The organism is Nonomuraea deserti (assembly GCF_004348685.1).
Classification (GTDB): Bacteria; Actinomycetota; Actinomycetes; order Streptosporangiales; family Streptosporangiaceae; genus Nonomuraea; species Nonomuraea deserti.
Genome location: NZ_SMKO01000172.1, coordinates 1 through 23,232 on the forward strand (window position 1 = coordinate 1; position 23,232 = coordinate 23,232).

The 23,232-nt window shown below is 69.8% G+C and carries 24 protein-coding genes; 14 read left to right on the forward strand and 10 right to left on the reverse strand.

Going from position 1 to position 23,232, the window contains the following annotated elements:
* The coding region (locus E1292_RS39215; RefSeq protein WP_439331942.1) for a DEAD/DEAH box helicase at positions 1-764 on the reverse strand (764 nt) is incomplete at its 3' end.
* 409 nt (positions 765-1,173) lie between these two features.
* Here E1292_RS39215 and E1292_RS39220 point away from each other — a divergent pair.
* The 4 genes from E1292_RS39220 to E1292_RS39235 all read left to right on the forward strand — a co-directional run bounded on the left by E1292_RS39220 (position 1,174) and on the right by E1292_RS39235 (position 6,475).
* A complete protein-coding gene (locus tag E1292_RS39220) occupies positions 1,174-1,524 on the forward strand; it encodes an STAS domain-containing protein (RefSeq protein ID WP_043629845.1) in 351 nt (116 codons plus the stop codon).
* Position 1,525: 1 nt separating this feature from the next.
* The gene (locus E1292_RS39225) at positions 1,526-1,945 is read left to right on the forward strand and encodes an ATP-binding protein (RefSeq protein WP_132603508.1); all 420 of its coding nucleotides are present in this window, start codon (positions 1,526-1,528) and stop codon (positions 1,943-1,945) included.
* Between the two features lie 1,318 nt (positions 1,946-3,263).
* Positions 3,264-5,579 (forward strand): sodium-translocating pyrophosphatase, encoded by a 2,316-nt coding sequence (locus tag E1292_RS39230; RefSeq protein WP_132603511.1) that lies wholly within the window; start codon positions 3,264-3,266, stop codon positions 5,577-5,579.
* Between the two features lie 428 nt (positions 5,580-6,007).
* Positions 6,008-6,475 (forward strand): SixA phosphatase family protein, encoded by a 468-nt coding sequence (locus E1292_RS39235; RefSeq protein WP_246090634.1) that lies wholly within the window; start codon positions 6,008-6,010, stop codon positions 6,473-6,475.
* A 1-nt stretch (position 6,476) separates the two neighbouring features.
* Here E1292_RS39235 and serB read toward each other — a convergent pair whose 3' ends face one another.
* The 3 genes from serB to E1292_RS39250 form a co-directional block, all read right to left on the reverse strand.
* Positions 6,477-7,697 carry a phosphoserine phosphatase SerB gene (serB, locus tag E1292_RS39240; protein ID WP_132603514.1) on the reverse strand — a complete coding sequence of 407 codons (1,221 nt, stop codon included), beginning with the start codon at positions 7,695-7,697 and terminating at the stop codon, positions 6,477-6,479.
* Positions 7,698-7,888: 191 nt separating this feature from the next.
* Positions 7,889-8,911 carry an S-adenosylmethionine:tRNA ribosyltransferase-isomerase gene (locus E1292_RS39245; RefSeq protein ID WP_132603517.1) on the reverse strand — a complete coding sequence of 341 codons (1,023 nt, stop codon included), beginning with the start codon at positions 8,909-8,911 and terminating at the stop codon, positions 7,889-7,891.
* The gene (locus E1292_RS39250) at positions 8,908-9,564 is read right to left on the reverse strand and encodes an SDR family oxidoreductase (RefSeq protein WP_132603520.1); all 657 of its coding nucleotides are present in this window, start codon (positions 9,562-9,564) and stop codon (positions 8,908-8,910) included. Before E1292_RS39250 ends, E1292_RS39245 begins: the two co-directional genes overlap by 4 nt.
* A 94-nt stretch (positions 9,565-9,658) precedes the next feature.
* On the opposite strand from E1292_RS39250, the gene E1292_RS39255 reads away from it, so the two are divergent.
* Both E1292_RS39255 and E1292_RS39260 read left to right on the forward strand, forming a co-directional pair.
* Positions 9,659-10,774 carry a GAF domain-containing sensor histidine kinase gene (locus E1292_RS39255; RefSeq protein WP_181958360.1) on the forward strand — a complete coding sequence of 372 codons (1,116 nt, stop codon included), beginning with the start codon at positions 9,659-9,661 and terminating at the stop codon, positions 10,772-10,774.
* Positions 10,771-11,394 (forward strand): response regulator, encoded by a 624-nt coding sequence (locus E1292_RS39260; RefSeq protein WP_132603523.1) that lies wholly within the window; start codon positions 10,771-10,773, stop codon positions 11,392-11,394. Before E1292_RS39255 ends, E1292_RS39260 begins: the two co-directional genes overlap by 4 nt.
* A gap of 15 nt (positions 11,395-11,409) precedes the next feature.
* Here E1292_RS39260 and E1292_RS39265 read toward each other — a convergent pair whose 3' ends face one another.
* Positions 11,410-12,129: an Rv1486c family protein gene (locus tag E1292_RS39265; RefSeq protein ID WP_165974978.1), complete on the reverse strand. Its 720-nt coding sequence runs from the start codon at positions 12,127-12,129 to the stop codon at positions 11,410-11,412.
* Positions 12,130-12,198: 69 nt separating this feature from the next.
* Here E1292_RS39265 and E1292_RS39270 point away from each other — a divergent pair, with 69 nt between their 5' ends.
* The 4 genes from E1292_RS39270 (at position 12,199) to E1292_RS39285 (ending at position 15,112) form a co-directional block, all read left to right on the forward strand.
* Positions 12,199-12,987, forward strand: coding sequence for an ABC transporter ATP-binding protein (locus tag E1292_RS39270; RefSeq protein ID WP_132336167.1), 789 nt, complete (start codon positions 12,199-12,201; stop codon positions 12,985-12,987).
* A gap of 107 nt (positions 12,988-13,094) precedes the next feature.
* Positions 13,095-14,018: an SPFH domain-containing protein gene (locus E1292_RS39275; protein ID WP_220447282.1), complete on the forward strand. Its 924-nt coding sequence runs from the start codon at positions 13,095-13,097 to the stop codon at positions 14,016-14,018.
* An 86-nt stretch (positions 14,019-14,104) separates the two neighbouring features.
* Entirely contained in the window at positions 14,105-14,860 is a 756-nt protein-coding gene (locus E1292_RS39280; protein ID WP_132603526.1) for a sulfite exporter TauE/SafE family protein, read from the forward strand.
* Between the two features lie 30 nt (positions 14,861-14,890).
* The gene (locus tag E1292_RS39285) at positions 14,891-15,112 is read left to right on the forward strand and encodes a DUF8836 family protein (RefSeq protein WP_132514846.1); all 222 of its coding nucleotides are present in this window, start codon (positions 14,891-14,893) and stop codon (positions 15,110-15,112) included.
* Here E1292_RS39285 and E1292_RS39290 read toward each other — a convergent pair.
* From E1292_RS39290 to E1292_RS55225, 5 genes are all read right to left on the reverse strand, one after another.
* Complete coding sequence (locus E1292_RS39290; RefSeq protein WP_132603529.1) at positions 15,105-15,938, reverse strand: NAD(P)H-binding protein; 834 nt, start codon at positions 15,936-15,938, stop codon at positions 15,105-15,107. The two genes, E1292_RS39285 and E1292_RS39290, sit on opposite strands and share 8 nt — an antisense overlap.
* 29 nt (positions 15,939-15,967) lie before the next feature.
* The gene (locus tag E1292_RS39295) at positions 15,968-16,867 is read right to left on the reverse strand and encodes a Rieske (2Fe-2S) protein (RefSeq protein WP_246090635.1); all 900 of its coding nucleotides are present in this window, start codon (positions 16,865-16,867) and stop codon (positions 15,968-15,970) included.
* 42 nt (positions 16,868-16,909) lie between these two features.
* Entirely contained in the window at positions 16,910-17,521 is a 612-nt protein-coding gene (locus tag E1292_RS39300) for an HD domain-containing protein (protein WP_132603532.1), read from the reverse strand.
* 131 nt (positions 17,522-17,652) lie between these two features.
* Positions 17,653-18,303 carry a hypothetical protein gene (locus tag E1292_RS39305; RefSeq protein ID WP_132603535.1) on the reverse strand — a complete coding sequence of 217 codons (651 nt, stop codon included), beginning with the start codon at positions 18,301-18,303 and terminating at the stop codon, positions 17,653-17,655.
* Position 18,304: 1 nt separating this feature from the next.
* Complete coding sequence (locus tag E1292_RS55225) at positions 18,305-18,436, reverse strand: hypothetical protein (protein WP_281284129.1); 132 nt, start codon at positions 18,434-18,436, stop codon at positions 18,305-18,307.
* 751 nt (positions 18,437-19,187) lie between these two features.
* Between E1292_RS55225 and E1292_RS39310 the strand changes: the two genes are divergently transcribed.
* The 4 genes from E1292_RS39310 to E1292_RS39325 form a co-directional block, all read left to right on the forward strand.
* Complete coding sequence (locus E1292_RS39310; RefSeq protein WP_132603538.1) at positions 19,188-20,051, forward strand: helix-turn-helix domain-containing protein; 864 nt, start codon at positions 19,188-19,190, stop codon at positions 20,049-20,051.
* A 56-nt stretch (positions 20,052-20,107) separates the two neighbouring features.
* Positions 20,108-20,332: a DUF397 domain-containing protein gene (locus E1292_RS39315; RefSeq protein WP_132603541.1), complete on the forward strand. Its 225-nt coding sequence runs from the start codon at positions 20,108-20,110 to the stop codon at positions 20,330-20,332.
* An 859-nt stretch (positions 20,333-21,191) separates the two neighbouring features.
* Positions 21,192-22,274 carry a CapA family protein gene (locus tag E1292_RS39320; RefSeq protein ID WP_132603544.1) on the forward strand — a complete coding sequence of 361 codons (1,083 nt, stop codon included), beginning with the start codon at positions 21,192-21,194 and terminating at the stop codon, positions 22,272-22,274.
* Positions 22,275-22,330: 56 nt separating this feature from the next.
* A partial coding sequence (locus tag E1292_RS39325) for an alpha/beta fold hydrolase (protein ID WP_132603547.1) occupies positions 22,331-23,232 on the forward strand: 902 nt, incomplete at its 3' end.

The window sequence follows — 23,232 nt, forward strand, 5'->3', positions numbered from 1 at the left end:
GTGTGGGGGTCGGTGGGGGTGGTGAGGGAGAAGGCGACGTCGGCGAGCTTGGCTCGGGCGGACAGCGCCACCGTTTCCGCGCCGCGGCGCGAGCGGACGAAGGCAAGCGTACGGATGTCGGCGAGGACGAGGTCCGCCAGCAGGTCGGCCGCCTCCGCCGTGGCCGTGCGCCGTACGGGTGCCCCTCCCTCGCCCCGCAGATCCGTCAGAGGCGGCTCCCACAACGCGATGGTCGTCGACCCCTTGGGTGAGGCGTCAACGGTCACCTCGTGCATCTCAAGCCCCGTCAGCCTCTTCGCGAACGCCCCCGGTTCGCTGGCCGTCGCCGAGGCGAGCAGGAACGTGGGGTCCGAGCCGTATCGTGCGCACACCCGGCGTAGGCGGCGCAGGATCTGGGCGACGTGGGAGCCGAAGACGCCGCGGTAGCCGTGGCATTCGTCCACCACGACCATGCGCAGCCGGCGGAAGAACGATGACCACTGCGAATGGCGGGGAAGGACTCCACGGTGCAGCATGTCGGGATTTGTCAGTACGTAGTTGGCGTGTTGGCGTACCCACTTCCGCTCCTCGAACGGAGTGTCACCGTCGAACGTGGCGGCCCGCACCTTGGTGATGCGCAGCTCCCGCAGGGTGCGCAGCTGGTCGGCGGCCAGGGCCTTGGTCGGCGTCAGGTACAGGATCGTCCCGCCGTCCAGGCACGCCGTGACCGCGGGAGCGAGGTACGCCAGCGATTTCCCGGACGCCGTCCCCGTCGAAATGATCACGTTTCGGCCACGGAATGCCAGGTCGGCGGCCTCGTACTGGTGAGGCCAGAGTCCTGTCACCCCGTGGTTCGCCAAGCGCGTAACAAAGACTTCAGACGTCCATTTGGGCCATCGGGCTTGACCCGCCTGACGTGCTGGAACATGCTCCACATGAGTGACGCGCTCATGACGTGCGGGAACACCAAGCAGGTGGTGGAGGAGTGGACCTGCCTGTTCTGGGGAGGATGCGGTGGAAGTCACTGTTTCCAGTCTTGCATCGGTGGGCAAAGTCGCCGGGAATCGTGATTTCGTATAGACACAAGCCAGGCACGTGGTTGAATGCCGCGCGTCAGGGTCGGACAGTCTGGGGCCACGCTCCAGATTGCCAGGCCCGCAAGACTACTTTCGCAGGCGAGGCGCTGGAGGATCTGTGGATCTGAAGTTGGATCACCGCACCGAAGACCGACTCACCATCGTGGAGGTCGAGGGTGAGATCGATGTCTACACGGCGCCGAGATTGCGTGAGCTCCTCATCGACCTGGTGAACAAGGGCAACTTCCACCTTCTCGTCAACATGGAGAAGGTCGACTTCCTTGACTCCACAGGGCTGGGCGTCCTGGTCGGTGGGCTCAAGCGGGTTCGCGCGCACGACGGCTCGCTCGAGCTGGTGTGCACGCAGGAGCGCATCCTGAAGATCTTCCGGATCACCGGCCTGACCAAGGTCTTCGGAATTTACGCTTCGGTCGACGAGGCCAAGGAAGCTCACGGCAAAGACAAGTAGCATGGCTACCGTCGAGCTGACGTTCAGCGCTCTCCCCGCGCATGTGCGGACCGCACGGCTGGTGGCCACGGCGATCGCCCGTCGCACCGGCGTGGAGGAGTCCCTGCTGGACGAGGTCAGGCTCGCCGTGGGTGAGGCATGCTCCCGGGCGGTCGAGGTGCATCGCGCCCACTGTCCGGGCGAACCCATCCGCATCGAGCTGCGTGACGACTCCGGCCGCTTCGAGGTCACGGTCAGCGATCACGCCCCCAGCGATGAGATCAAGCCGGAACAGCCCCTCGACCTGGGCATGCTTTCTGACTCGTTCATGTCGGGCTTCGGCATAGCGGTCATCGAAGGCCTGGCCGACGACGTGGAGGTCTTCCCGGGTCCGAAGGGCACCAACATCCGCATGAGCTGGCCCGCCGCCAACGGCGTGTGACCGGTCCGTGCGGGTGCCTTGCGCCGCCTGGCCGCTGGGCGCCTTTCCGGCGCCCAGCATCAAACCCTCCATCCTGTACGGCAAGCCAACGAGGCCCCACCCGCCGACCATGGCTGAGGGCCTCCAGGAAGACGCCCTCTGACCCGCACGGGGTGCCCGCCGTCACGGCGCACAGTCACCATGGCTTCCGTCCAAAAGTTGCCCATGGCTTCCGTTTAATGTTGCCCATGGTTCCGTTCAGAGTTGCCCATGTCCGCCAGGCCATGGCGCCCTGGCCGCCTCCCGCCGAGTGGGTTCGTGCTCGACCACGGCTGGTTCCCTGGCCGCCGCGACGACAGCGCCGGGAGGGCCACCATCGATTGCCGACTCTCGGCCTGCGGCGGCGGATGCGGCGATGGGATGGGTGTTCGAACCGGTGGCGCCTGGTAACCAATTGAGCGGCGGCTGCTCCGGGCGCACTTCGGATCGGCCGGGCCGTACACGGACATTTGACTCCGGTGGTCGAGCGCCGCATGACATTCTTGACACCTTGACGCAGCCCTTCCGACACGTCCCTCCGACACTGACACCACACCGATCGCCCATGCTCGACGCCGACCTTCAGACCCCGACTTCCAGACCCCGCCGACGCGCGGAGGCCCGCCGAACCGCAGAGCCTTTCGACCTGCAGAGCCTGCTGACCCGACTGAGCGCGCCGACCCGCGAAGCGTGCGACCCGCAAAGTCCGCCGGCCCGCAGAGCGTGCCGGCCCTCCAGAGGCAGGCGGCCCTCAGGCCTGGGGGAGTGCCCAGCAGATTTTCGCGGGCATCGCCTGGCCGGCCGGCCGGATGACAGGTCAAGGACCACAGTGCATTTTCGCGACAGATCTCGCGTTGAGCCCTCCCGCAGTTCGTGACGGGCGCATGATCGAGGGCGGCGGACGCCGGTAGGCGGGGTCGCTCCGACGCCGGCGGTGGTTCCGGCGTTTCGCGGGCGATCGTCCACAGCCTGTGGATGGCGTTCCTCCACCCCCACCCTTCCCGTTTCCGGTCGGCACGTATCATGGGCTTGTCATGACCGTAAACCAGGAGAAATTTCGCCTGTCAGGCCCCAAACCGGGTCGCTGGCAGGGATTTACTGGACGCTTGCACAATTAGCGGCCTCCAGAGCCTTCATATCCGTGGAGTGCCTGCGTAGACTCCCGGCACCGGCCAAGGTGATCCGGCGGAACGCGGATTCAACCGGAAGCGGCACCCACAACCCGGATGGTGCCGCAACACCCGCCGAGGAACAGTGCAGCACCGCCCGGGCAGGACGACCGGTCTTGCCGAGGAGAACGATGAGCAGGCACATGCTGGCACTGGAGCCAGCGTCCAATCTGGCCCTGAGCGGAAACAATCTCACCATCGTGATCGTGGTCGCCGCGGTCGCACTTATCGCCCTAGCCGTCGCCGGCGGCCTGGTACGCGAAGTGCTGTCCGCCGGCCAGGGCACCGAACGCATGCAGAACATCGCGCGCGCCGTGCAAGAGGGCGCCGCGGCCTACCTGACCCGCCAATTCCGCACGCTGGCGATCTTCGTCGTCGTGATTCCCTTCCTGCTGCTCCTCCTACCCGGAGAGATGGACGTCCGCATCGGGCGATCGATCTTCTTCGTGGTCGGAGCGGTGTTCTCCGCGCTGACCGGGTTCATCGGCATGTGGCTGGCCGTGCGCGGAAACGTGCGCGTCGCCGCCGCGGCCAACGACTCCGGCGAGAAGCGCGCCATGCGCATCGCGTTCCGCACCGGGGGCGTGGCCGGCATGTTCACCGTGGGCCTCGGCCTGCTCGGCGCGGCCGTGGTCGTGTTCATCTACCAGGGCAACGCGCCCGGCGTGCTCGAAGGCTTCGGCTTCGGAGCGGCGCTGCTGGCCATGTTCATGCGAGTCGGCGGCGGCATCTTCACCAAGGCCGCCGACGTCGGCGCCGACCTGGTCGGCAAGGTCGAGCAGGGCATCCCCGAGGACGACCCGCGCAACGCCGCCACCATCGCCGACAACGTGGGCGACAACGTCGGCGACTGCGCCGGCATGGCGGCCGACCTGTTCGAGTCGTACGCCGTCATGCTGGTCGCCAGCCTCATCCTGGGCCGCGTGGCCTTCGGCGAGGAGGGGCTCGTCTTCCCCCTCATCGTCCCGATGATCGGTGTGGTCACCGCGATCATCGGCATTTTCGTCACCGGGATGCGCGACCGCGACCGCAACGGCATGGCGGCGATCAACCGCAGCTTCTTCATCTCGGCCGCCATCTCGGCGGTGCTCGTCACGGCGGCCGCGTTCTGGTACCTGCCCAGCAGCTTCGGCGGCCTGACCGGCGCCGCCGTCGAGTCCACCGCCGACCCGCGGCTCATCGCCATCGGCGCGGTCCTCATCGGCCTGGTGCTGGCGAGCGCCATCCAGCTGCTGACCGGCTACTTCACCGAGACCAACCGGCGTCCCGTGCGCGAGATCGGCGAGAGCTCGGCCACCGGCCCGGCCACCGTCATCCTGGCCGGCATCAGCGTCGGCCTGGAGTCGGCCGTCTACTCCGCCCTGATCATCGGCGGCGCGGTCTACGGCGCGTTCCTGCTCGGCTTCGGCAACGTGACGATCGCACTGTTCGCGGTGGCCCTGGCGGGCACCGGTCTGCTGACCACGGTCGGTGTCATCGTGTCGATGGACACCTTCGGCCCGGTCTCCGACAACGCCCAGGGCATCGCCGAGATGTCCGGTGACGTCGAGGGCGAGGGCGCCCGCGTGCTCACCAGCCTGGACGCCGTCGGCAACACCACCAAGGCCATCACCAAGGGCATCGCGATCGCCACGGCCGTGCTGGCGGCGACCGCGCTCTTCGGCGCCTTCCGTACGGCGGTCGAGACCGAGCTGACCGCGGCGAGCGCGGCGGTCAAGGAGACGCTCGGCACGTTCTCCTCGTTCAGCCTCAGCATCGACCAGCCCAACGTGCTCGTCGGCCTGATCATCGGCGCCGCGGTCGTGTTCCTCTTCTCGGGGCTCGCGATCTCGGCGGTCGGCCGGGCCGCGATGCGGGTGGTCTTCGAGGTGCGCGACCAGTTCCGCAACAACCCGGGCATCATGGACGGCACGCAGAAGCCGGAGTACGGCCGGGTCGTCGACATCTGCACCCGCGACTCGCTGCGCGAGCTGGCCACGCCCGGCCTGCTGGCGGTCATGACCCCGATCGCGGTCGGGTTCGCCCTCGGCTACGCGCCGCTGGGCGCGTTCCTGGCCGGAGCCATCGCCTGCGGCACCCTGATGGCCGTCTTCCTGTCCAACTCGGGTGGGGCCTGGGACAACGCCAAGAAGCTGGTGGAGGACGGTCACCACGGCGGCAAGGGCTCGGAGGCCCACGCCGCCACGGTCATCGGCGACACGGTCGGCGACCCGTTCAAGGACACCGCGGGCCCGGCCATCAACCCGCTGATCAAGGTGATGAACCTGGTGGCGCTGCTGGTCGCCCCGGCGGTGGTCCTCTACGCGGGCAACCCGGCCATCCGCATCGGCATCACCGTGATCGCCGTGGGCGTGGTGGTCGCGGCCATCATCGTGTCCAAGCGGCGGTCGGTGACGAGCGAGCCGGCCAACGACAACAACCGCGACAAGGAGCCCGTCGCGTCGTGACCGGCTGAATCAGTGAACGCCCGCTCCCCTCACGGGGGCGGGCGTTCCGCTTTCCCGGACGTTCCGCGTCCCCGGGGGCCTTGCTTCCCCGGGGTTCCGCCGCCCGGGAAGGTCCTGCTCCGAGGGGGGACCCGTTCCTCGAAATCCAGCTGCTCGGGAGGTCCAGCTTCCGGGACCGGCCTCCCAAGGAGGGACCTGCGCGGGTTCTGGCTTTCCGGGCGACACCCGCTCAGCTCCCGGGAGAACGTCTTCTTCCGGATTTCCAGGGGAGTCGAGGGACCTGAGCGTCCCGATGGGAGACTGGGCACGTGAACGATGACAAGCGGCCGAGCGGAGGCAAGGCCCTGGGCTTCATCCTGCTGGCGATGCTGGTCGTCCTGGCCGTGCTCGTCGGGCTGGCCACCTGGGCGACGAGGAATGGATGACCGGTGCGGACCTTGATTGTGCTGCGTCACGCTAAGGCCGCCCAGATCGCCGGCCTGCTCGATCGCGAGCGGCCGCTGACCGACCGGGGCGAGCGCGACGCCGAGCGGGCCGGCGACGAGATCAGGGCGGCCGGGTTCGCCCCGGAGGCGGTGCTCTGCTCGCCGGCGCTGCGGACCAGGCGCACGGCGGAGCTCGCCTTCCCCGACGCAGAGATCAGCTACGAGCGCGACATCTACGAGGCGTACCCGGACGAGCTGCTCGATCTGGTGCGCAGGTGTGATCCCGGGCTGGGCACGGTGGTGTTGTGCGGGCACAACCCGGGCGTGCACGAGCTGGCGCTGGGGCTGGCGGGCGGTGACTACGTGTTCAGGCCCGGAGCCTTCGCGGCGATCCGGGTGGAGTCGCCGTGGGCGGAGCTCTCTCCTGGTGAGGGCCGTCTGGTCACCCGCTGGGATCCCAAGGAGGGCTGACTCAGCCCGCCGTGAGCACGCCGTCCTCGGCGTCGGCCGCCTCCACCTCGTCGCGCGAGATGCCGAGCAGGTAGAGGATGGAGTCGAGGTAGGGGGTGTTGACCGCGGTGTCGGCCGCCTGGCGTACGACGGGCTTGGCGTTGAAGGCGATGCCCAGCCCGGCCGCCGCGATCATGTCGAGGTCGTTGGCGCCGTCGCCGATGGCCACCGTCTGCGAGATCGGCAGGCCGGCCTCGCGGGCGAACCTCTCCAGCGCCTTCGCCTTGCCGGGACGGTCGACGACCTCCCCGACGACGCGGCCGGTCAGCCGGCCGTCGATCACTTCGAGCACGTTGGCGGCGGAGTAGTCGATGCCGAGCTCCTCCACCAGGCCGTCGGTGATCTGCGTGAACCCGCCGCTGACGATGGCGAAGCGGTAGTCGAGCCGTTTGAGCGTACGGACCAGCGTGCGGGCGCCCGGCGTGAGCACGACCTCTTTGCGCACGTGGTCGAGCACCCCGGCGGGCAGCCCTTCGAGCAGCGCCACCCGCCGCCGCAGGGACTCGGCGAAGTCGAGCTCGCCGCGCATGGCCTCCTCCGTGACCCTGGCCACCTCGTCGAGGCAGCCCGCGTGCGCGGCCAGCAGCTCGATGACCTCGCCCTGGATGAGGGTCGAGTCGACGTCCATGACGATCAGGCGCTTGGCCCGCCGCGACAGGCCGGTGCGCTGCACGGCCACGTCGACCTCCTGGGCGGCGGCCTCGGCGGCCAGCTCGACCCGCAAGGACGTGGGGTCGGCGCCGGAGACGGACAGCTCGATGCAGGTGACGGGCCACTGGGCGAGGCGTTCGATGCGGTCGATGTTGGCGCCGGCGGCGGCGATGCGGCCGGCGATGCCCGCGATGGCGGCCGGCTGCAGGGTGGCGCCGAGCACGCTGACCGACAGGCGGCCGCGGCGGCGCTGCTCCTTGGCCTGGGAGCCGGTGGACAGCTCCACCTCCATGCCGAGGTCTTCGGCCACCCGCTCGACGGCGGTCCACATGGCGCCGAGCGTCGTGCCGGTGCCGGTGGAGGGGCCGCCAGCGTAGGCGACGAGCACGCCGAGCGTGAGCCGGCCGCGGATGACGACCTGTTCGATATCCGCAACGGTCACCGGAAAACCGGACAGAACGGAAAAAAGTCGTGAAGTAACGCCCGGGCGGTCAGGGCCGTTCAACGTGATCAGGAGGGTGCGCTGGTCCACATCCAGTCACGGTACTGCGCCCGGTCCGATGCTCGTGAAGCAGGAGGGGCATTCGGACGTGGGCGTGGCGACCGGAGTGGGCCGTTCACCGGCGCCCAGCCGGTGAACAAAAAATCGGCAAAGGGCCGTGTTCGGCCGGACAGTGCGATGCCGGGCTGGCCCGGCGGGACGCCGGGCGCGACCGGCTCGGGCTAGCTCCGCAGGATCAGGTGGGTGTCGCCGAACTCGTGCCACAGATACCGCTCCCGCAGCGCCGCCTCGTACGCGCGGGCCAGCACGTTCACGCCCGCGATCGCGCTCAGCAGGAGCAGGTGGCTGGAGCGCGGCTCGTGCAACCCGGTGATCAGCCCCGTGACGGCCCGTACGCCGAGCTCGGGCGTGACGACGTGCCGGGTCCAGCCCGCCGACGCGGCCACGCGCCCGTCCGCGCCGGCGGCCGTCTCCAGAGCGCGTACGACCGTCGTGCCCGCGGCCACCACTCGGTTGCTGTTCTCCCTGGCCAGGTTCACCAGCCGCGCCGTGGACCCGGGCACGTCGTACCGCTCGGCGTAGGGCGGCTCGTCCTTCTCCGGGGAGGCCACCCCCGTGTGCAGGGTGATCGGCGCGATCCCGATGCCGCGCGCCACGAGCGCCGCCACCAGGTCCGCGGTGAACGGCCGGGCCGCGCTCGGCATCTCGGCGCTGCCGGGCACGGTCGCGAACACCGTCTGGTAGTCCTCGATCGGCCAGTCCCGCTCCACGTACGAGTAGCGGATCGGCACCCCGTGACCGTGCAGGTACCGCTCCACGTCCCGGTCGAGCGCGGCCCGCCACAAGCGCGGCGTCTCCCGCTCGATCAGCCGCAACGTGGCCCGCCCCGGCAGCGGCAGCCACTCGCCGGGCTCGCCGCCGCCGTAGGGCTCGGACGCCTTCGAGGTACGGCGGCGCAGCTCCACCAGCCACGTGCCGTCCTCCCGCGCGGTGGAGAAGTGCACGGCCAGCCGGTCCAGCCGGACCGCCGCCGGCAGGGTCGCCGAGTTGTTCACCACGATCAGGTCGCCGGGGTCGAGCAGCCGCGGCAGGTCGGCGAAGCGGTGGTGGAGGGGGTCCAGGTCGCCGCGCGAGACCATAAGGCGTACCGCGTCCCTGGCCGTCCCCCTCGCCTCCGGCGGTTCGTGGGCGGACAGACCGGGCGGCAGCGCGAAGTCCAGCGCGCCGGTCAGCGACGCGGTCATTGGAGGCTCACCTTGCCGCTGGCCGGGCGGGCGCCGACCAGGTCGTGCAGCGCCGCGGCGACCTTGGCGGGATCGGCCGCCGCCCCTGCCTCCTCGGCGCCCACGGCGTCGGCCAGCATGCGGGTGTTCATCTCGCCCGGGTCCACCCACCAGACGCGCAGCTGGGGCTCCTCGGCGGCCAGCACGTTGGACAGCTGCTCCAGCGCCGCCTTGGTGGCCCCGTAGCCGCCCCAGCCCTCGTACGGGCCCGTGGCGGCGTCGGAGGTGACGTTCACCACCGCGCCCTGGGCCGCCCGCAACGCGGGCAGCGTGGCCTGGATGAGGGCGAGGGGAGCGGTCACGTTCGTCTCCAGCAGCACCCTGAACGCCTCCAGCGGGTAGCGCGCGAGCGGCGGCAACGGGGTCACACCCAGGTCGCTGGCGTTGTTGACCAGCAGGTCCAGCTCGGGAGCGGCCCCGGCGAGCCGTTCGACGTGCGCCGGGTCCCGCACGTCGCCTGGTATGGCGGTGGCGCCCAGCTCGGCGGCGACCCGTTCCAGGTCGTCCGCGCCGCGGGCGGTGAGCACGAGGTTCCATCCCGCTCCTGCCAGGGACCTCGCCAGGGCGAGACCGAGGCCGCGGGAAGCGCCGGTGATGAGTGCGGTGTTCGTCATGCCCACGACGTTAGGAACGCGACGTGCGGCGGGCATCGGGCTGAGGGCCGGACCGGCCCTGGGAACATGGTCCTAGGACCTTAAGGTAGGGGGCGTGGCCACCGACCGAGACGCAGTCCTGCACGCGGTGAGCTCCGCGGTGCTCGCGGTCACCCGCCACCTGTCGGTCCGCGAGGTGCTGCAGGTCATCGTACGCTCGGCGCAGCGGCTGCTCGACGCCCGCTACGCCGCGCTCGGCGTGCCCGACGACGACGGGTCGTTCGCCGAGTTCGTCGCCGAGGGCATCACCGACAAGCAGTGGGACGCGATCGGGCCGCTGCCGAGACAGCACGGCATGCTCGGGGCGATGCTCCGCGACGGCGTTCCCGCCCGGCTGCCCGACCTGCGCGAGGACCCGCGGTTCGAGTGGTGGCCGAAGGCGCACCCGGTGATGAAGGACTTCCTCGGCGTCCCGATCCGCGACGGCGACGAGGTGCTCGGCATCATCTTCCTGGCCAACAAGCGCACCCCCGGCGGCTTCACGCAGGAGGACCAGGACCTCCTCACGCTCTTCGCCGCCCACGCGGCGATCGCGCTGACCAATGCCCGCCTCTACGAACGCGGCCGCGAGCTGGCCATGCTGGAGGAGCGCAACCGGGTCGCCCACGAGCTGCACGACGCGGTCACGCAGAAGTTGTTCTCGCTCAGGCTGACCGCCCAGGCGGCGCAGGCCATGCTCGACAAGGCCCCCGACAAGGTCGCCCCCGAGCTCGAACGCGTCCAGCGGCTGGCCGGCGAGGCCCTGACCGAGCTGCGCGCCGTGATCGTCGAGCTGCGCCCGGCCGAGCTCGACCGGCACGGCCTGTCGGAGACGCTGCGCAAGCACGTGCGCATGCTCGACCGGCTCCACCCTTCCCTGGTCGTGTTCGAGTGCGGCGACCTGCCGCCGCTGGACCCGGCGGTCGAGGTGGCGGCGCTCAGGGTGGCCCAGGAGGCGCTGCACAACGCGCTCAGGCACTCCGAGGCGACCCGCGTCTCGGTGCGCCTGGCATACGAGGAGGGCAAGCTGGTGTTGACCGTCGAAGACGACGGCAGAGGCTTCGAGCAGGCCGACTCGCGTGGCCTGGGCCTGGCGTCGATGCGTTTCAGGGCCGAGTCCGTCGGAGGCGTCATGACCGTCGAGTCGGCCCTGGGCAGGGGGACCGCGGTGCGGGTGGAGGTGGGCGTGTGATCCGGGTGCTGATCGCCGACGATCACCCGGTGGTGCGTCAGGGGCTGCGTACGTTCCTCGACCTGCAGGACGACATCACCGTGGTCGCCGAGGCGGGCGACGGGGCCGAGGCCGTCGAGCTGGTCGGCGAGCTCTGCCCCGACGTGCTGCTGCTGGATCTGAAGATGCCCGTGCTCGACGGTCTCGGCGCGCTGGAGCGGCTGACCGGCACGGCGACCAGGATCGTCGTGCTGACGTCGGTGAGCGACCGGTCCGACGTGGGCCCCGCGATGCGCGCGGGAGCGTCCGGATTCCTCTACAAGGACGTCGATCCGTCCGCGCTGGTCCAGGCGGTGCGCGCGGTGCACGGCGGCCAGGTGCTGCTCGCTCCCGAGGCGGCGGAGGCGATGCTGGCCTCGCCCAACGGCACGTCGGGCGTGCCGGGGCCGGTGCCGCTGACCGAGCGCGAGCGGGAGGTGCTGGCGCTCATCGCGGCCGGCCGGTCCAACAGGGAGATCGCGAGGAGCCTGGCCGTGGCGGAGAAGACGGTCAAGACCCACGTGTCCAACGTGCTGATGAAGCTCGGCGTGCAGGACCGCACCCAGGCCGCGCTCTACGCGGTACGCCATGGTCTCGGCTGACTCCGCGGCTGCCGGCTACTGATTCCTGATCGGTTCGAAGATCGCGTGGTGGGCCGCCACGAGCGCGCGGCGTACCGCACGGTCGAGCTCGCGCAGTGCCGCTCCGCGCGCCGCGACCTGCGCGACGGTGAGGCCGCGGTCGTCGGCCAGGCGCAGCACGGTGGCCAGCCGCGTGGCGAGGGTCGCCACGCGGTGGGCGCGAGCCGGATAGCCGGGCGCGAGCTCGCCGCCGTGCTGGCCCAGCCGGTCGGGACGGTCGGACACCGGGCCGTCGACGGAGGTCAGCGCCTCGGTGGCCGCCCGCATCGCGTCGGACAGGTCGCGCTCGGCCTCGGCGAGCGAGGGCAGGTCGTGGCGTGCGGGGCCGGAGTCGTGCACTTCCAGGCACACGCCGACGTAGGACGACCCGCGGTGGTCCGGCAGGGGCAGCAGGCCGGTGTTCTGGCCGTCGGCCACGGCGATCACGGCCTGGCCGACGTCGACGGCGGCCGAGTTGAACGACGCCGGGCCCGACAGGCCGAGCGGGTCGCCGGGCGCCGGCAGGGCGAGCCGCAGCTCGCGCAGGCCGCCCACGCGCAGATTTGCGAGGTATTTACGCAACGGAACGTCGCCCGCGACGACGGGACCGCCGGCGGCTTCCACGTGGTCAGCCGCCTCGTCGAGGCCGACGTGACCGGCGAGCCAGGCGTTCCCCCAGGCGACCAGGGAGGGACAGACAGGCGATTCAGGGCGCACCGATCCACGATAAGCGCTCGCCCTGCAATAGGTTTGTCCCGTGGGTGACTCCTGAAGGAGGGATCGGGGATGGGTGGTCAGGTGCTGCGGCTCCAGGACGTCGCCGTCAGGCGCGACGGAGCGGCCCTGCTGCGCGGCATCGACTGGACGGTCAACGAGGACGAGCGTTGGGTGGTCATCGGCCCCAATGGCGCAGGTAAGACCACGTTGCTGCAGGTCGCTGCCACGTTGCTCTATCCGAGTGAGGGCCTGGTCGAGGTGCTCGGCGAGCGGCTGGGGCAGGCGGACGTCTTCGATCTGCGGCCGCGGATCGGGCTGGCGAGCGCCGCGCTGGCCGAGCGCATCCCGCCCGAGGAGAAGGTCATCGACCTCGTGCTGACCGCGTCGTACGCGATCATGGGCCGCTGGACGGAGGAGTACGACTCCAACGACGTCACCAGGGCCGTCGAGTTGATCGACATGATGGGCGCGGCCCACCTGATCAGGCGGCGGTTCGGCACGCTGTCCGAGGGCGAGCGCAAGCGGGTGCAGATCGCCCGGGCGCTCATGCCGGACCCGGAGATGCTGCTGCTCGACGAGCCGGCCGCCGGGCTCGACCTGGGCGGGCGTGAGGACCTGGTGCGCCGGCTGTCGCTGCTGGCGGGCGACTACCGCTCGCCGACGCTGGTGCTGGTGACGCACCACGTGGAGGAGGTGCCGGCGGGGTTCACGCACGGGCTGCTGCTCCGGCACGGCTCCGTGGTGGCCCAGGGGCCGCTGGAGCACGTGATGACGTCCGACAACCTCTCCCACACGTTCGGCGTGCCGCTTTCGCTGGAGCGGAGCGGCGAGGGCCGCTGGTACGCCCGTCCTCACTAGATCGCCATTTATGCCGATAAAAGTCGCTGGACGCTGACTGGACACTGCGGGAAGCAGAAACCAAATAAGATCTACGGAGTCGGTCCCCTCGGCTTCGGAGCGTCGCCATGTCCATCGAGCAGCTCATCGTCGCCCTTGTCGTGGTCGCGGCGGTGGGTTTCGCGGTGGCTCGCACGATCCGCATCATCCCGCAGGCCACGGCGGCCATCATCGAGCGCCTCGGCCGCTACCACCGCACGCTGACGCCGGGGCTCAACCTCGTGGTGCCGTTCATCGACCGCATCAAAGACATGATCGACCTGCGCGAGCAGGTGGTGTCGTTCCCGCCGCAGCCGGTGATCACCTCCGACAACCTGGTCGTCTCCATCGACACCGTCATCTACTTCCAGGTCACCAACCCCAAGGCGGCCACCTACGAGATCGCCAACTTCCTGACCGGCGTCGAGCAGCTCACGGTCACGACGCTGCGCAACGTCGTCGGCGGCATGGACCTCGAGCGCACGCTGACCTCGCGCGAGGACATCAACACCGCGCTGCGCGGCGTGCTCGACGAGGCCACCGGCAAGTGGGGCATCCGGGTCAACCGGGTCGAGCTGAAGGCCATCGACCCGCCGGCCTCCATCCAGGACTCGATGGAGAAGCAGATGCGCGCCGACCGCGACAAGCGCGCGGCGGTCCTGGCCGCCGAGGGGCAGCGCCAGGCCTCGATCCTCGCGGCCGAGGGCGACAAGCAGGCCTCGGTGCTGCGGGCGCGGGGCGAGGCGGAGGCGGCCGTGCTGCGCGCCCAGGCGGACGCCGAGGCCCAGGCCATGCGAGCCAAGGGGCAGGCCGACGCGATCGGCATGGTCTTCAAGGCCATCCACGAGGGAAAGCCCGACCAGCAGCTGCTCGCCTACCAATACCTGCAGACCCTGCCCGAGATCGCCAAGGGCGAGGCCAATAAGATCTGGATCGTGCCGTCGGAGATGGGCAAGGCGCTGGAAAATCTCGGCGGTCTTTTCACACCCCCCAAGAGCTCGGACACCCAGTGAGCAACCCGCTGCGAGGGCCATCGCCCCGGCCCTGACATGGCCGGACGGCGGTCCGACGAGCGGGTTTCTCGGGGCAGGGAGGGTTTGTGACGGGGTGGGAGCTGGCTGCGGTCTGCGTGGCCGGGGTGGTGGCGGGCGCCATCAACGCGGTCGTCGGGTCGGGGTCGCTGATCACGTTCCCCACGCTGGTGGCGGTGGGCGTCGATCCCGTCACCGCCAACGTGTCCAACACGATCGGGCTGGTGCCGGGCTCCTTCACGGCCGCCTACGGCTACCGCGTCGAGCTGCAGGGCCAGCGCGACCGCCTGGTGCGCCTGGGCGCGGCCTCGGCGCTCGGCGCGCTGATCGGCGGCATCCTGCTGCTGTTCCTCGACCCCAACGTGTTCGAGGTGGTGGTCGTCGCGCTGATCGCGCTGGCCTGCCTGCTGGTCCTGGTGCAGCCCAGGCTGAACGCGTGGCTGGCCGAGCGGCGGGGGCACGCGCATCCGCACGGCGGCGCGGCGTTGTGGCTGGGCGTGCTGGCCTCGGGCGTCTACGGCGGCTATTTCGGGGCCGCCCAGGGGGTGTTGCTGATCGGGCTGATCGGCATCTTCCTCGACGACGGCCTCCAGCGGGTGAACGCCGCGAAGAACGTGCTCGCGCTGCTGGTCAACGCCGTGGCCGCGGTGCTGTTCACGGTGGTCGCGGACGTCGACTGGCAGGCCGTGGCCGGGGTGGCGCTGGGCGCGATGACCGGCGGCTTGCTGGGGGCCAGGCTGGGCCGGCGCATCCCGGCGCCCGTGCTGCGCGGAGTCATCGTCTGCGTGGGAATCGCGGCCATTATCGTACTGGTGTACGGATAAATTTCCGGTTATCTGGGTATGAATCTGTACATGAAGGGTGATTGGGTGGAGATCGTCATTGACGCGGGAGGATCACCGCGTACCTACGAGATCACGGCCACCCGCGCCGGCCGGCGAGTCGAGGTGAACACGCGGCGGGGGCTCGTCGAGGTCAGCGAGGTCACCCGGACCGGCACCCCCGTCCGCACGGCCCGGTTCATGTCCAGCCGCATCCTCGCCCTCGTGGAGCACCCCGCCGACGAGGTCAGCTGAAGTCCGCCGCGCGGTCCTCCGCCCACCGGCGGAACGTCAGCGGAGGGCGGCCGAGCAGCCGCTCGACGGTGCCGGTGACCCGTTCAGGACGGGTCACGAACCCTCCCCAGGTCTGCAACGCGAGGTCCACGAAGGCCGGGTCGCCCCAGGCCGCCCTGAGCTGCTCACGGGCCTCGCCGATGGGCAGTTCCTCCCAGCGCACCTCCCGGCCGAGCACCTCGCCGATGACGCGCACCTGCTCGGCCTGGGTGAGCTGCTCGGGGCCGGAGAGCGCGTACGCCGCGCCGTTGTGACCGGCGGAGGTGAGCACGTGCACGGCCACGGCCGCGATGTCCTTCTCGTGGATCAGCGACCTGGCGGCCTGCCCGAACGGCCAGCGCACGACGCCCTGCCTGATCTGGTCGGCCCACATGAGCGTGTTGGCCGCGAATCCGCCGGGCCGCAGGAACGTCCAGCCGATCCCCGAGTGCCGGATCAGCCGCTCCACTCCCTGGTGGAAGTACGCCGGCTCATCGTCGTCCGCCAGGTCCTCGACGTCCGCCGACAGGTAGACCACGCGCCGCGCGTGCTTGGCGATCGCCGTGATCGTGCCCGCGGCGCTCTCGGCCGAGGTGCCGGGCCAGAGCAGGAACACGCTCTCCACGCCCTCGAGCGCCGGTTCCAGGGTCTCGGGGGAGGTCAGGTCGCCGCGTACGGTCTCGACGGGCAGCTGCGCCCGCGCGGGATCCCTGGCGAGCGCCCGGACCTCCAGCCCCGCGGCCGCGAGCTGAGTCGCCACATGTCTGCCGACGTTGCCGGTCGCGCCGGTCACCAGAATCTTTCCCATGGCGCCGACCGTAGGACCTCAAGCTAAGTTCAGGTCAACCCCGGGCGCACCTGGAGCGTGCCGTCGCGCCTGACGCGCGTCTCGAACATGGGCGCGGGTGCGGTCGCGGGCCCGTGCTTCACCGAACCGTCGGCCAGCCGGAACGTGCTGCTGTGCCACGGGCAGACCACGCACGCCTCGCCGTCCTCCATGACGAGCCTGCCCTGGTGCAGCGGTCCGGCCAGATGGGGACAGCGGTCGCCGAGCACGGTCACGGCCTCGCCCTGGCGCAGCACGAAGAGCTGGATGTAGCCGAGCCTGCGCGCCACAGGACGGCCGTCGGGCAGGTCTCTCAGCGGGCACAGGTCGTGCCAGCCCAGCGGCACCAGATGGGTGACCTGCGGGGCGTGGTTGGCCCCTGCCGCCTGCCGGTAGGCCAGGTGGCCGCCGAGATAGGCACCGAGGCTGCCCACGCCGAGCCCGGCGAACGACAACAACCGGCCGGGGCGCTCGTGCCCGCGCAGCCGTGCCAGCAGCGAGGCGGAGAACAGGCCCAGGGCGGCCACGTTCGACGCCATGTGCACCAAACCCACCCGCTGCTGCTCGCGGTGGAGGGACGACCAGTCGGTCAGCCCCGCCGCGGCCGTCGGCAGGGCGTTGGCGATGCCGGTGGCCAGCAGCAGGCGCGAGGCCCGGGGGTCGGCGCGGGCCAGGTCCAGCACGGCGGCCGACATCCAGCAGCCGAGGCTCACCGTGGCGAGCGGCGGGTGCAGCGGCTTGCCGGTGGGCACGCCGTGGAGCAGGTCGCGAACCCGCCCTTGGGGGATGCGCCGGCGTACGGCCTTGGCCAGCGTCCTGACGGCCTTGTCCATGACTTTCGACTTCTCGAGCCGATCGGCGAGGGCGACCGGCCCGGCGAAACCCCGTAGCTGCCGACGCTTCGCTCGCACTTCCTCTTTCACGACAAGTCCCCTACCCCGGCCATGAGGGCATCACTCGGACAGGTGACCTCTGGCCACGGAGAGCTCGACCAGCTCCGATGCGTACGAACCGAGTGTGGGTGAACCCTCCTCGATGATCCGCACCTTCTCCCTGACCTGGGCGGCCGTCACCTTGAACAGCGGCCAGGTGCCGCCCTCCGTGTGGTGGTTGGCCAGGATCGGGGCGAACCGGTCGAGCGCCTTGGCGAACTTCGCCTCCGGCGTCGTCCTGGCCTCGAACTCGTCCCACAACTCGCGCATCCACGCGGTCTGGTCGGCGGGCAGCAGGCCGAAGATGCGGTCGGCGGCGGCCCGCTCGGCCTCGGCCTGGGCGGAGACGGCCACCGGGTCGTAGATGAAGGTGTCACCGGTGTCGATCTCCACCAGGTCGTGCACCAGCAGCATGGCCACCACCCGTTGGAGGTCGGTCCCCGGTGGCGCGTGCTCGCCGAGAACCATCGCCAACGTGCCCACGTACCAGGAGTGCTCTGCGGTGTTCTCCCGTCGCGAACCGTCGATGAGATGGTTGCGGCGGATGATCCGCTTCAACTTGTCGATCTCGATGGCAAAGGCGATCTGGGTGTTCAGGCGGTCCTCTTCTGGTGCGATAGTCACGCGCGACACCCTAATGTGCGGTGATCACCCGGGATGGTGAAATCCTGACCGGAACTCCGTTGAACACTGCGTGACCACTCGGTACGTCGGGCGCGCGGTCTCCGGGGCTTGTGCCCTGGGGTATGCGCGGTGCCCCAGGTCTAGTGGCCGGCCCGCGTCAGCATCACGTCCGCGCGAAGATCAGGCGGCTCCTCGAAGTCGGGCCGTAGCGAGATCCACGCTCGCCGGCCGTACAACCTGTCCAGGCCGGGGGAGGCCGCGCCCGGCACCTCGTCGCGCCGGACGATCTCCACGACCACGAACTGCGAGCGCGTGCGGTGCCGGTAGACGTTCGTGCTCCTGGCCCAGCACGCTGCGGCGATCTCCTCGCTGTACGCCTCGAACTCCTCGGCGCAGATCCCGGCCCTCGTCAGGATCAGTGCCTTCTCGCCCCTGGACGTGGGCGTGATCCAGAGCACCAGCGGGATCCGTCCCGCCCTGGTGTGCATCGTGGTCTCCAGGCAGACCCGCTGCAGGCGGTGCCTGGAGATCACGCACCAGACGTGGGAGGCGATCCAGCTGCGGCCGGTCCTGGTGACGGCCGGCACCGAGACGGCGCTGCTGAGCAGGATGAAGGGCATCCACCGGCCCTCCTGGGTGGCGCCGAGCAGCGTCAGCGTGAACAGTGTCAGCGCCGCCGCGAGCAGGAGCTCCGTACGGATCCGCCAGAGCCTGGCGAGCCGGCCGCTCCGGCCGGCGGCGGGCAGGTCCTCGTAGCCGGGGTAGATCTGGTTGCGCGGGTTCCTCGGCACGTCAAGACACCTCCTCCGTCACGCGGTGCGGGAGGCGGAGCTGGTCGAAGCGCGGGTCGCGGTAGCGGCGGGCGCCGAGTCCCACCCGCTCGACGGTCCAGCCCATGCGGTGTGCGAACTCGTCGGGCTCCATGCAGATTTCCCGGTCGGCCCATGCGATGAGTTCCCGGATCCGGGACTTGATTCGGCTGAGTCCCTTGGTACCTTGTGAGTACATAGAAGACCCCTTTCGCGGCATTTTGAGGTGGCTTCTTCGCCGGTCCGGCGGCTGATGGCCGGTCTCGTCGCAGGGTGGCAGCCCATATGCGGCGAGTCGGATGTCAGCCGCGGACCGGCTTTTTGCGTGCTCGAATGAGCGGACTCTCGCTGCGCGGTCAGGCGATGAATTGGTCCTTCCGGCAAGTGGCCTCCCTGGGGTGGATTCTCAGTTCCGGGACGGCGACGTTGCCGGCGAGGCGGCCCGCGTGGGGGCGCGCGATCGTGGGCGGAAGGTCCGATGCGTACGGCCGTGTGGTCATGTCCGGCCTCCTCACCATCCGAGGTCCCTCCTGAAATCGATCGTCCCCCTAGGCCCGCCTTGCTGCAAGTCTTTAGGCAAGGGAAGATTTAAGTTTCTTCGCGACTTGCTTCATAGCTTGCGATGCAACTTGCACGAGAAGAGTCAGAGACTGGTCGACCTGGTACGAACTCCGGCATCTCCCCGGCTCCGCCGCCCCTACGGAGCTTGTCTTGCCCCTACGCTCTCCCCGTGAAAGCCTTCTTGGCAAGGCCGTACGCGACTATCCATGCAAGTTGCAGTGTAAGATTGGCCGAACGGTCCACAAAGCCGGGCCCCAAACGACCCCTTCCGGCTACACCTTCATTCCCGACAAGGAGAGTGGACGGTGCCATCGCAGCAGGGCAGTCCCACAGTACGCAGGCTCCGGCTCGGGCAGGAGCTGCGCCTCCTCCGGGAGCGAAGGAAGCTCACCGGTGCCAAGGCCGCCCGCGAGCTCGGCTGGTCGGCGAGCAAGGTCAGCCGCATCGAGGCGGCCAAGACCATGCCCGTCGCCGACGACATCAAGGCCCTGGCCGAGCTCTACCGCATCGGCGGAGAGAAACTTGACGAGCTCTTCGGCCTGTTGCGGGATGCGGAGCAACGCGGGTGGTGGGAAGATTACGAAGACACTCTTCCTGAGGAATACACAAGATTTCTCGGGCTTGAGGCGGAGGCGACCTCACAACGATCGTGGGAACCACAGATCGTGCCCGGTCTCCTGCAAACCGAGGACTACGCGCGGGAAGTCATCCTGGCCTCCCGGGGCATCGCGCGCATCACGCACAGCGGTGTCCGGAGCCGCGTCGAGGCGCGCCTCGACCGGCAGCGTCGCGTTCTGCACCGGGCACATCCCTGCGCGCTCACGGTCGTGCTGGATGAGTCGGCGCTGACGCGCCGCTTCGGGGAGCCTTCGGTGATGCGCGAGCAGATGGAGCATCTCCTGGAGATCTCCATGTTGCCGCACGTCAGCATCCATGTCCTCGCCCTGGACGCACTTCATCCGGTGAACACGAGCGCGTTCATCCACCTGAAGTTCCGTGACTTCGACGACGTGGTGTACCTCGAACAGCTGTACACCGCCAACTTCGTCGAAGATCTCGAGCGCGTGGCAGGCTATGAGGCGGCCTTCGGCCACGTCAAGTCGGAGGCGCTGGATGAGGACGAGTCGCGCGTGCTCATCCAGCGTAAAGCTATGCTGTGGCGGCGTTAGTCACACCGAAACCTCAACAAGGGGCAATGGAGCCTCTTTGTCTATTTGGGGAGAGCATGCACATCCAACCTTTCGAGGCGGCTTGGCGGAAGAGCACCTTCTGCAATGGCGCAGACGCCTGCATTGAAGTCGCCCCCTTGGCCAACGGTGATGTCGCGCTGCGCGACAGTAAAGAGCAGGACGGTCCCGTCCTGGTCTTCACGCCGGCGGAATGGGCGGCTTTCACCGCGGGAGTCCGTGACGGTGAATTCGACATGGCCACCCTAGGGGCCGGCGCATAAAGAACGGCCCTGGCGAGTTGCTGACACAACCTTCAGGGCCGTTCGAGACGAGGCCTGGCACGCCTCGCCGCACTCCGGCTCACCTGCAGACTTGAGCACTGAAGACCCTCCAATCATGGCACACTCACTGACTGGTTGATCAAGCCCGGCACGCATCTGGTGCCCCGATATGCGCGTGATCCCGCCTCCGCGACAGCGGCGCCCCGCACCCTTTCTTGAAGCATTTTCCGCCGGGGCCCGATAGGGCGAGATGAATGGCCGCCACCCGGCCCGTTCCCGCGAAAAAAAACATGATGCGAACGGCCCGCGTCCCTTACGGGGCGCGGGCCGTTCGCGCGCGGTGGCCAGGAAATGCCCAGTCCACGGGCGACGCCCTGGCCGAGGTCCTTATGAATGTTGCCCCAAGTGTTCGACGATCCGCTTCTTCATGTCACCCGGGTGCGCCGGCCGGCGGCGTGCCGCGGTCGGTCATCAGGAAGGTGACCGGCTGACGTCCTCCGTGATCCGCAGAATCCCCGTGGGTGCCAACTTGTGGATCAGGTAGTGATCATGAAGCAGGGGCCGGCTGGGCCGACCGGGAGCGATTTGCTCGGCGCGCGTCGTCGGTGCTGATGGGCCTGGTCGTCATGGCGCGGTCCTCCGGAGATCCCGGGCGGCCCCGGTACGTGCCGTCCGCTTCGTCCACGACATAGCCCGGGGCCGCTCCGTACCTGCGGTGTGGCCGGGGGGAACGCCCGCGGGCGACGGGCCGCGTGACGCGATGTCCGATTTGTTGTCAAACGAGGGGACTGCACGGTAATCCGCCCTACATGGCATGCTCGATGCCTGGAAGACAGGATTCGAGTGGAAGTGGCGGTAGATGAGACTCCCCCATGCCCTCCCGGTGCTCGCTGTCGTCGTGTCCCTGGCCGCATGCTCTTCGCCGCCGGAAAGGGAGCCGCAACGCGGGCAGGTGGAGCAGCAGCGGGCACCTTCCACGCCCTCGGCGAAGCCGACGCCGCAGCGGCGGCCGTACACGATCGCCTTCGGCGGGGACGTGCACTTCGAGGGGATGTTGCGCCCCCGGCTCTCCAACCCGCGCACGGCTCTGGGGCCGATCGCGAGCGTGCTGCGCAAGGCGGATTTATCCATGGTCAACCTGGAGACGGCCATCACCACAGAGGGGACGCCGGCGCCGGGCAAGCAGTACACGTTCAGGGCCCCGCCCAGCGCGTTGAGCGCGTTGAAGGCCTCCGGGGTCGACGTGGCGTCCATGGCCAACAACCACGGCATGGACTACATGGACGACGGGCTGGCCGACACGCTGGCGGCGATCAAGCGCAGCAAGTTCCCCGTGGTGGGGATCGGGAAGGACGCGGCGCAGGCGTACCGGCCGTACCGCAGGACCGTGAACGGCAACCGGGTGGCGATCATCGGGGCCACCCAGGTCATGGACGCGGAGTTCATCCAGTCGTGGACGGCCACGGCCGACAAGGGCGGGCTGGCCTCGGCCAAGGACGAAGCGAGCCTGCTGAGGGCCGTACGCGCGGCGCGCAAGAACTCCGACACGGTGATCGTCCACCTGCACTGGGGCACCGAGATGCAGAGGTGTCCGAACCCGGCGCAGCGCTCGCTCGCTCCCAAGCTGGTCAAGGCGGGCGCCGACGTGGTGGTCGGCGGGCATGCCCACATCCTGCTCGGGTCCGGATATCTCAAGAACGCGTACGTCAACTACGGCATGGGCAACTTCGTCTTCTACAACTCCGATCCGGCGACCACGGGGAGGACCGGGGTGCTGACGTTGACGATCAACGGGCGGAAGGTGCTCAAGGACGCCTGGACGCCGGCCACCATCCAGGGCGGCGTCCCGGTGCCGATGAAGGGGTCGGCCAGGACGCAGGCGGTCGCGGACTGGAAGGAACTGCGCTCCTGCACGGGCCTGTCGGCCCGCTCCGACAGGTGATCCGCGCGGACTCTCGTTGGTATTCTGCTGGACGGTGCGTCCAATAGGAGGTCGCGATGCGGTGGGTCGAGTCCGGTGACGTGCGGCTGGCGCTGTTCGAGGAGGGCGACCCCGACCGGCCGACGATCGTCCTCCTCCACGGCTATCCCGACACCCACCGCGTCTGGGACGAGGTGGCCGCGCTCCTGCGCGACCGTTTCCACGTGGTGCGCTACGACGTGCGCGGGGCGGGCAGGTCCTCCGCCCCGCGCGACCGGCGCGCCTACGACTTCGACCACCTGATCGCCGATCTCGGCGCCGTGCTCGACGCCGTGGGCAAGCCCAGGGTTCACCTCGTGGGGCACGACTGGGGATCGCTGCAGGGGTGGGAGGCCGTCGCGCGGGAGGGGATCCGTGACCGGGTGGCCTCGTTCACCAGCCTGGGCGGGCCCGGGCTGCGGCAGATGCGGCATTTCCTGCGGCACGGGCGGCGGCGTGACGTCGCCGCGCAGCGGATGAGGTCGTGGTACATCGGCGCCTTCCTGCTGCCCGCGCTGCCCGAGCTGGCCTGGGGCTCCGTCATGCCGCGGATCGTCACCCGCACCCTGCTCGGCGAGGGAGTCACGCCACGGCCGGGGCATCCGGCGCCCACCCTGGCCGAGGACGGGCGCAACGGGCTCTGGCTCTACCGGCGCAACATGGCCGCCACCCTCGGCGGCCCCGGTCTCGACCCGCGCGTCCCCGACGTGCCCGTGCAGGTCATCGAGGCCACGAGGGACCGGTTCGTGACGCCCGCGCTGCCGACCTCGTTCGGTCGGTGGGTGAGCGGGCTGTGGCACCGCAGGCTCGCGGCCGGGCACTGGGCCCACCGCAGCCGTCCCGACGCCGTCGCGGGGATGATCGCCGAGTTCGCCGGCCACGCCGAGGGCGCCAGGGCCGGCACGGCGTTGCGGCGGGCGCGGGTGGGGGGCGTGCGGAG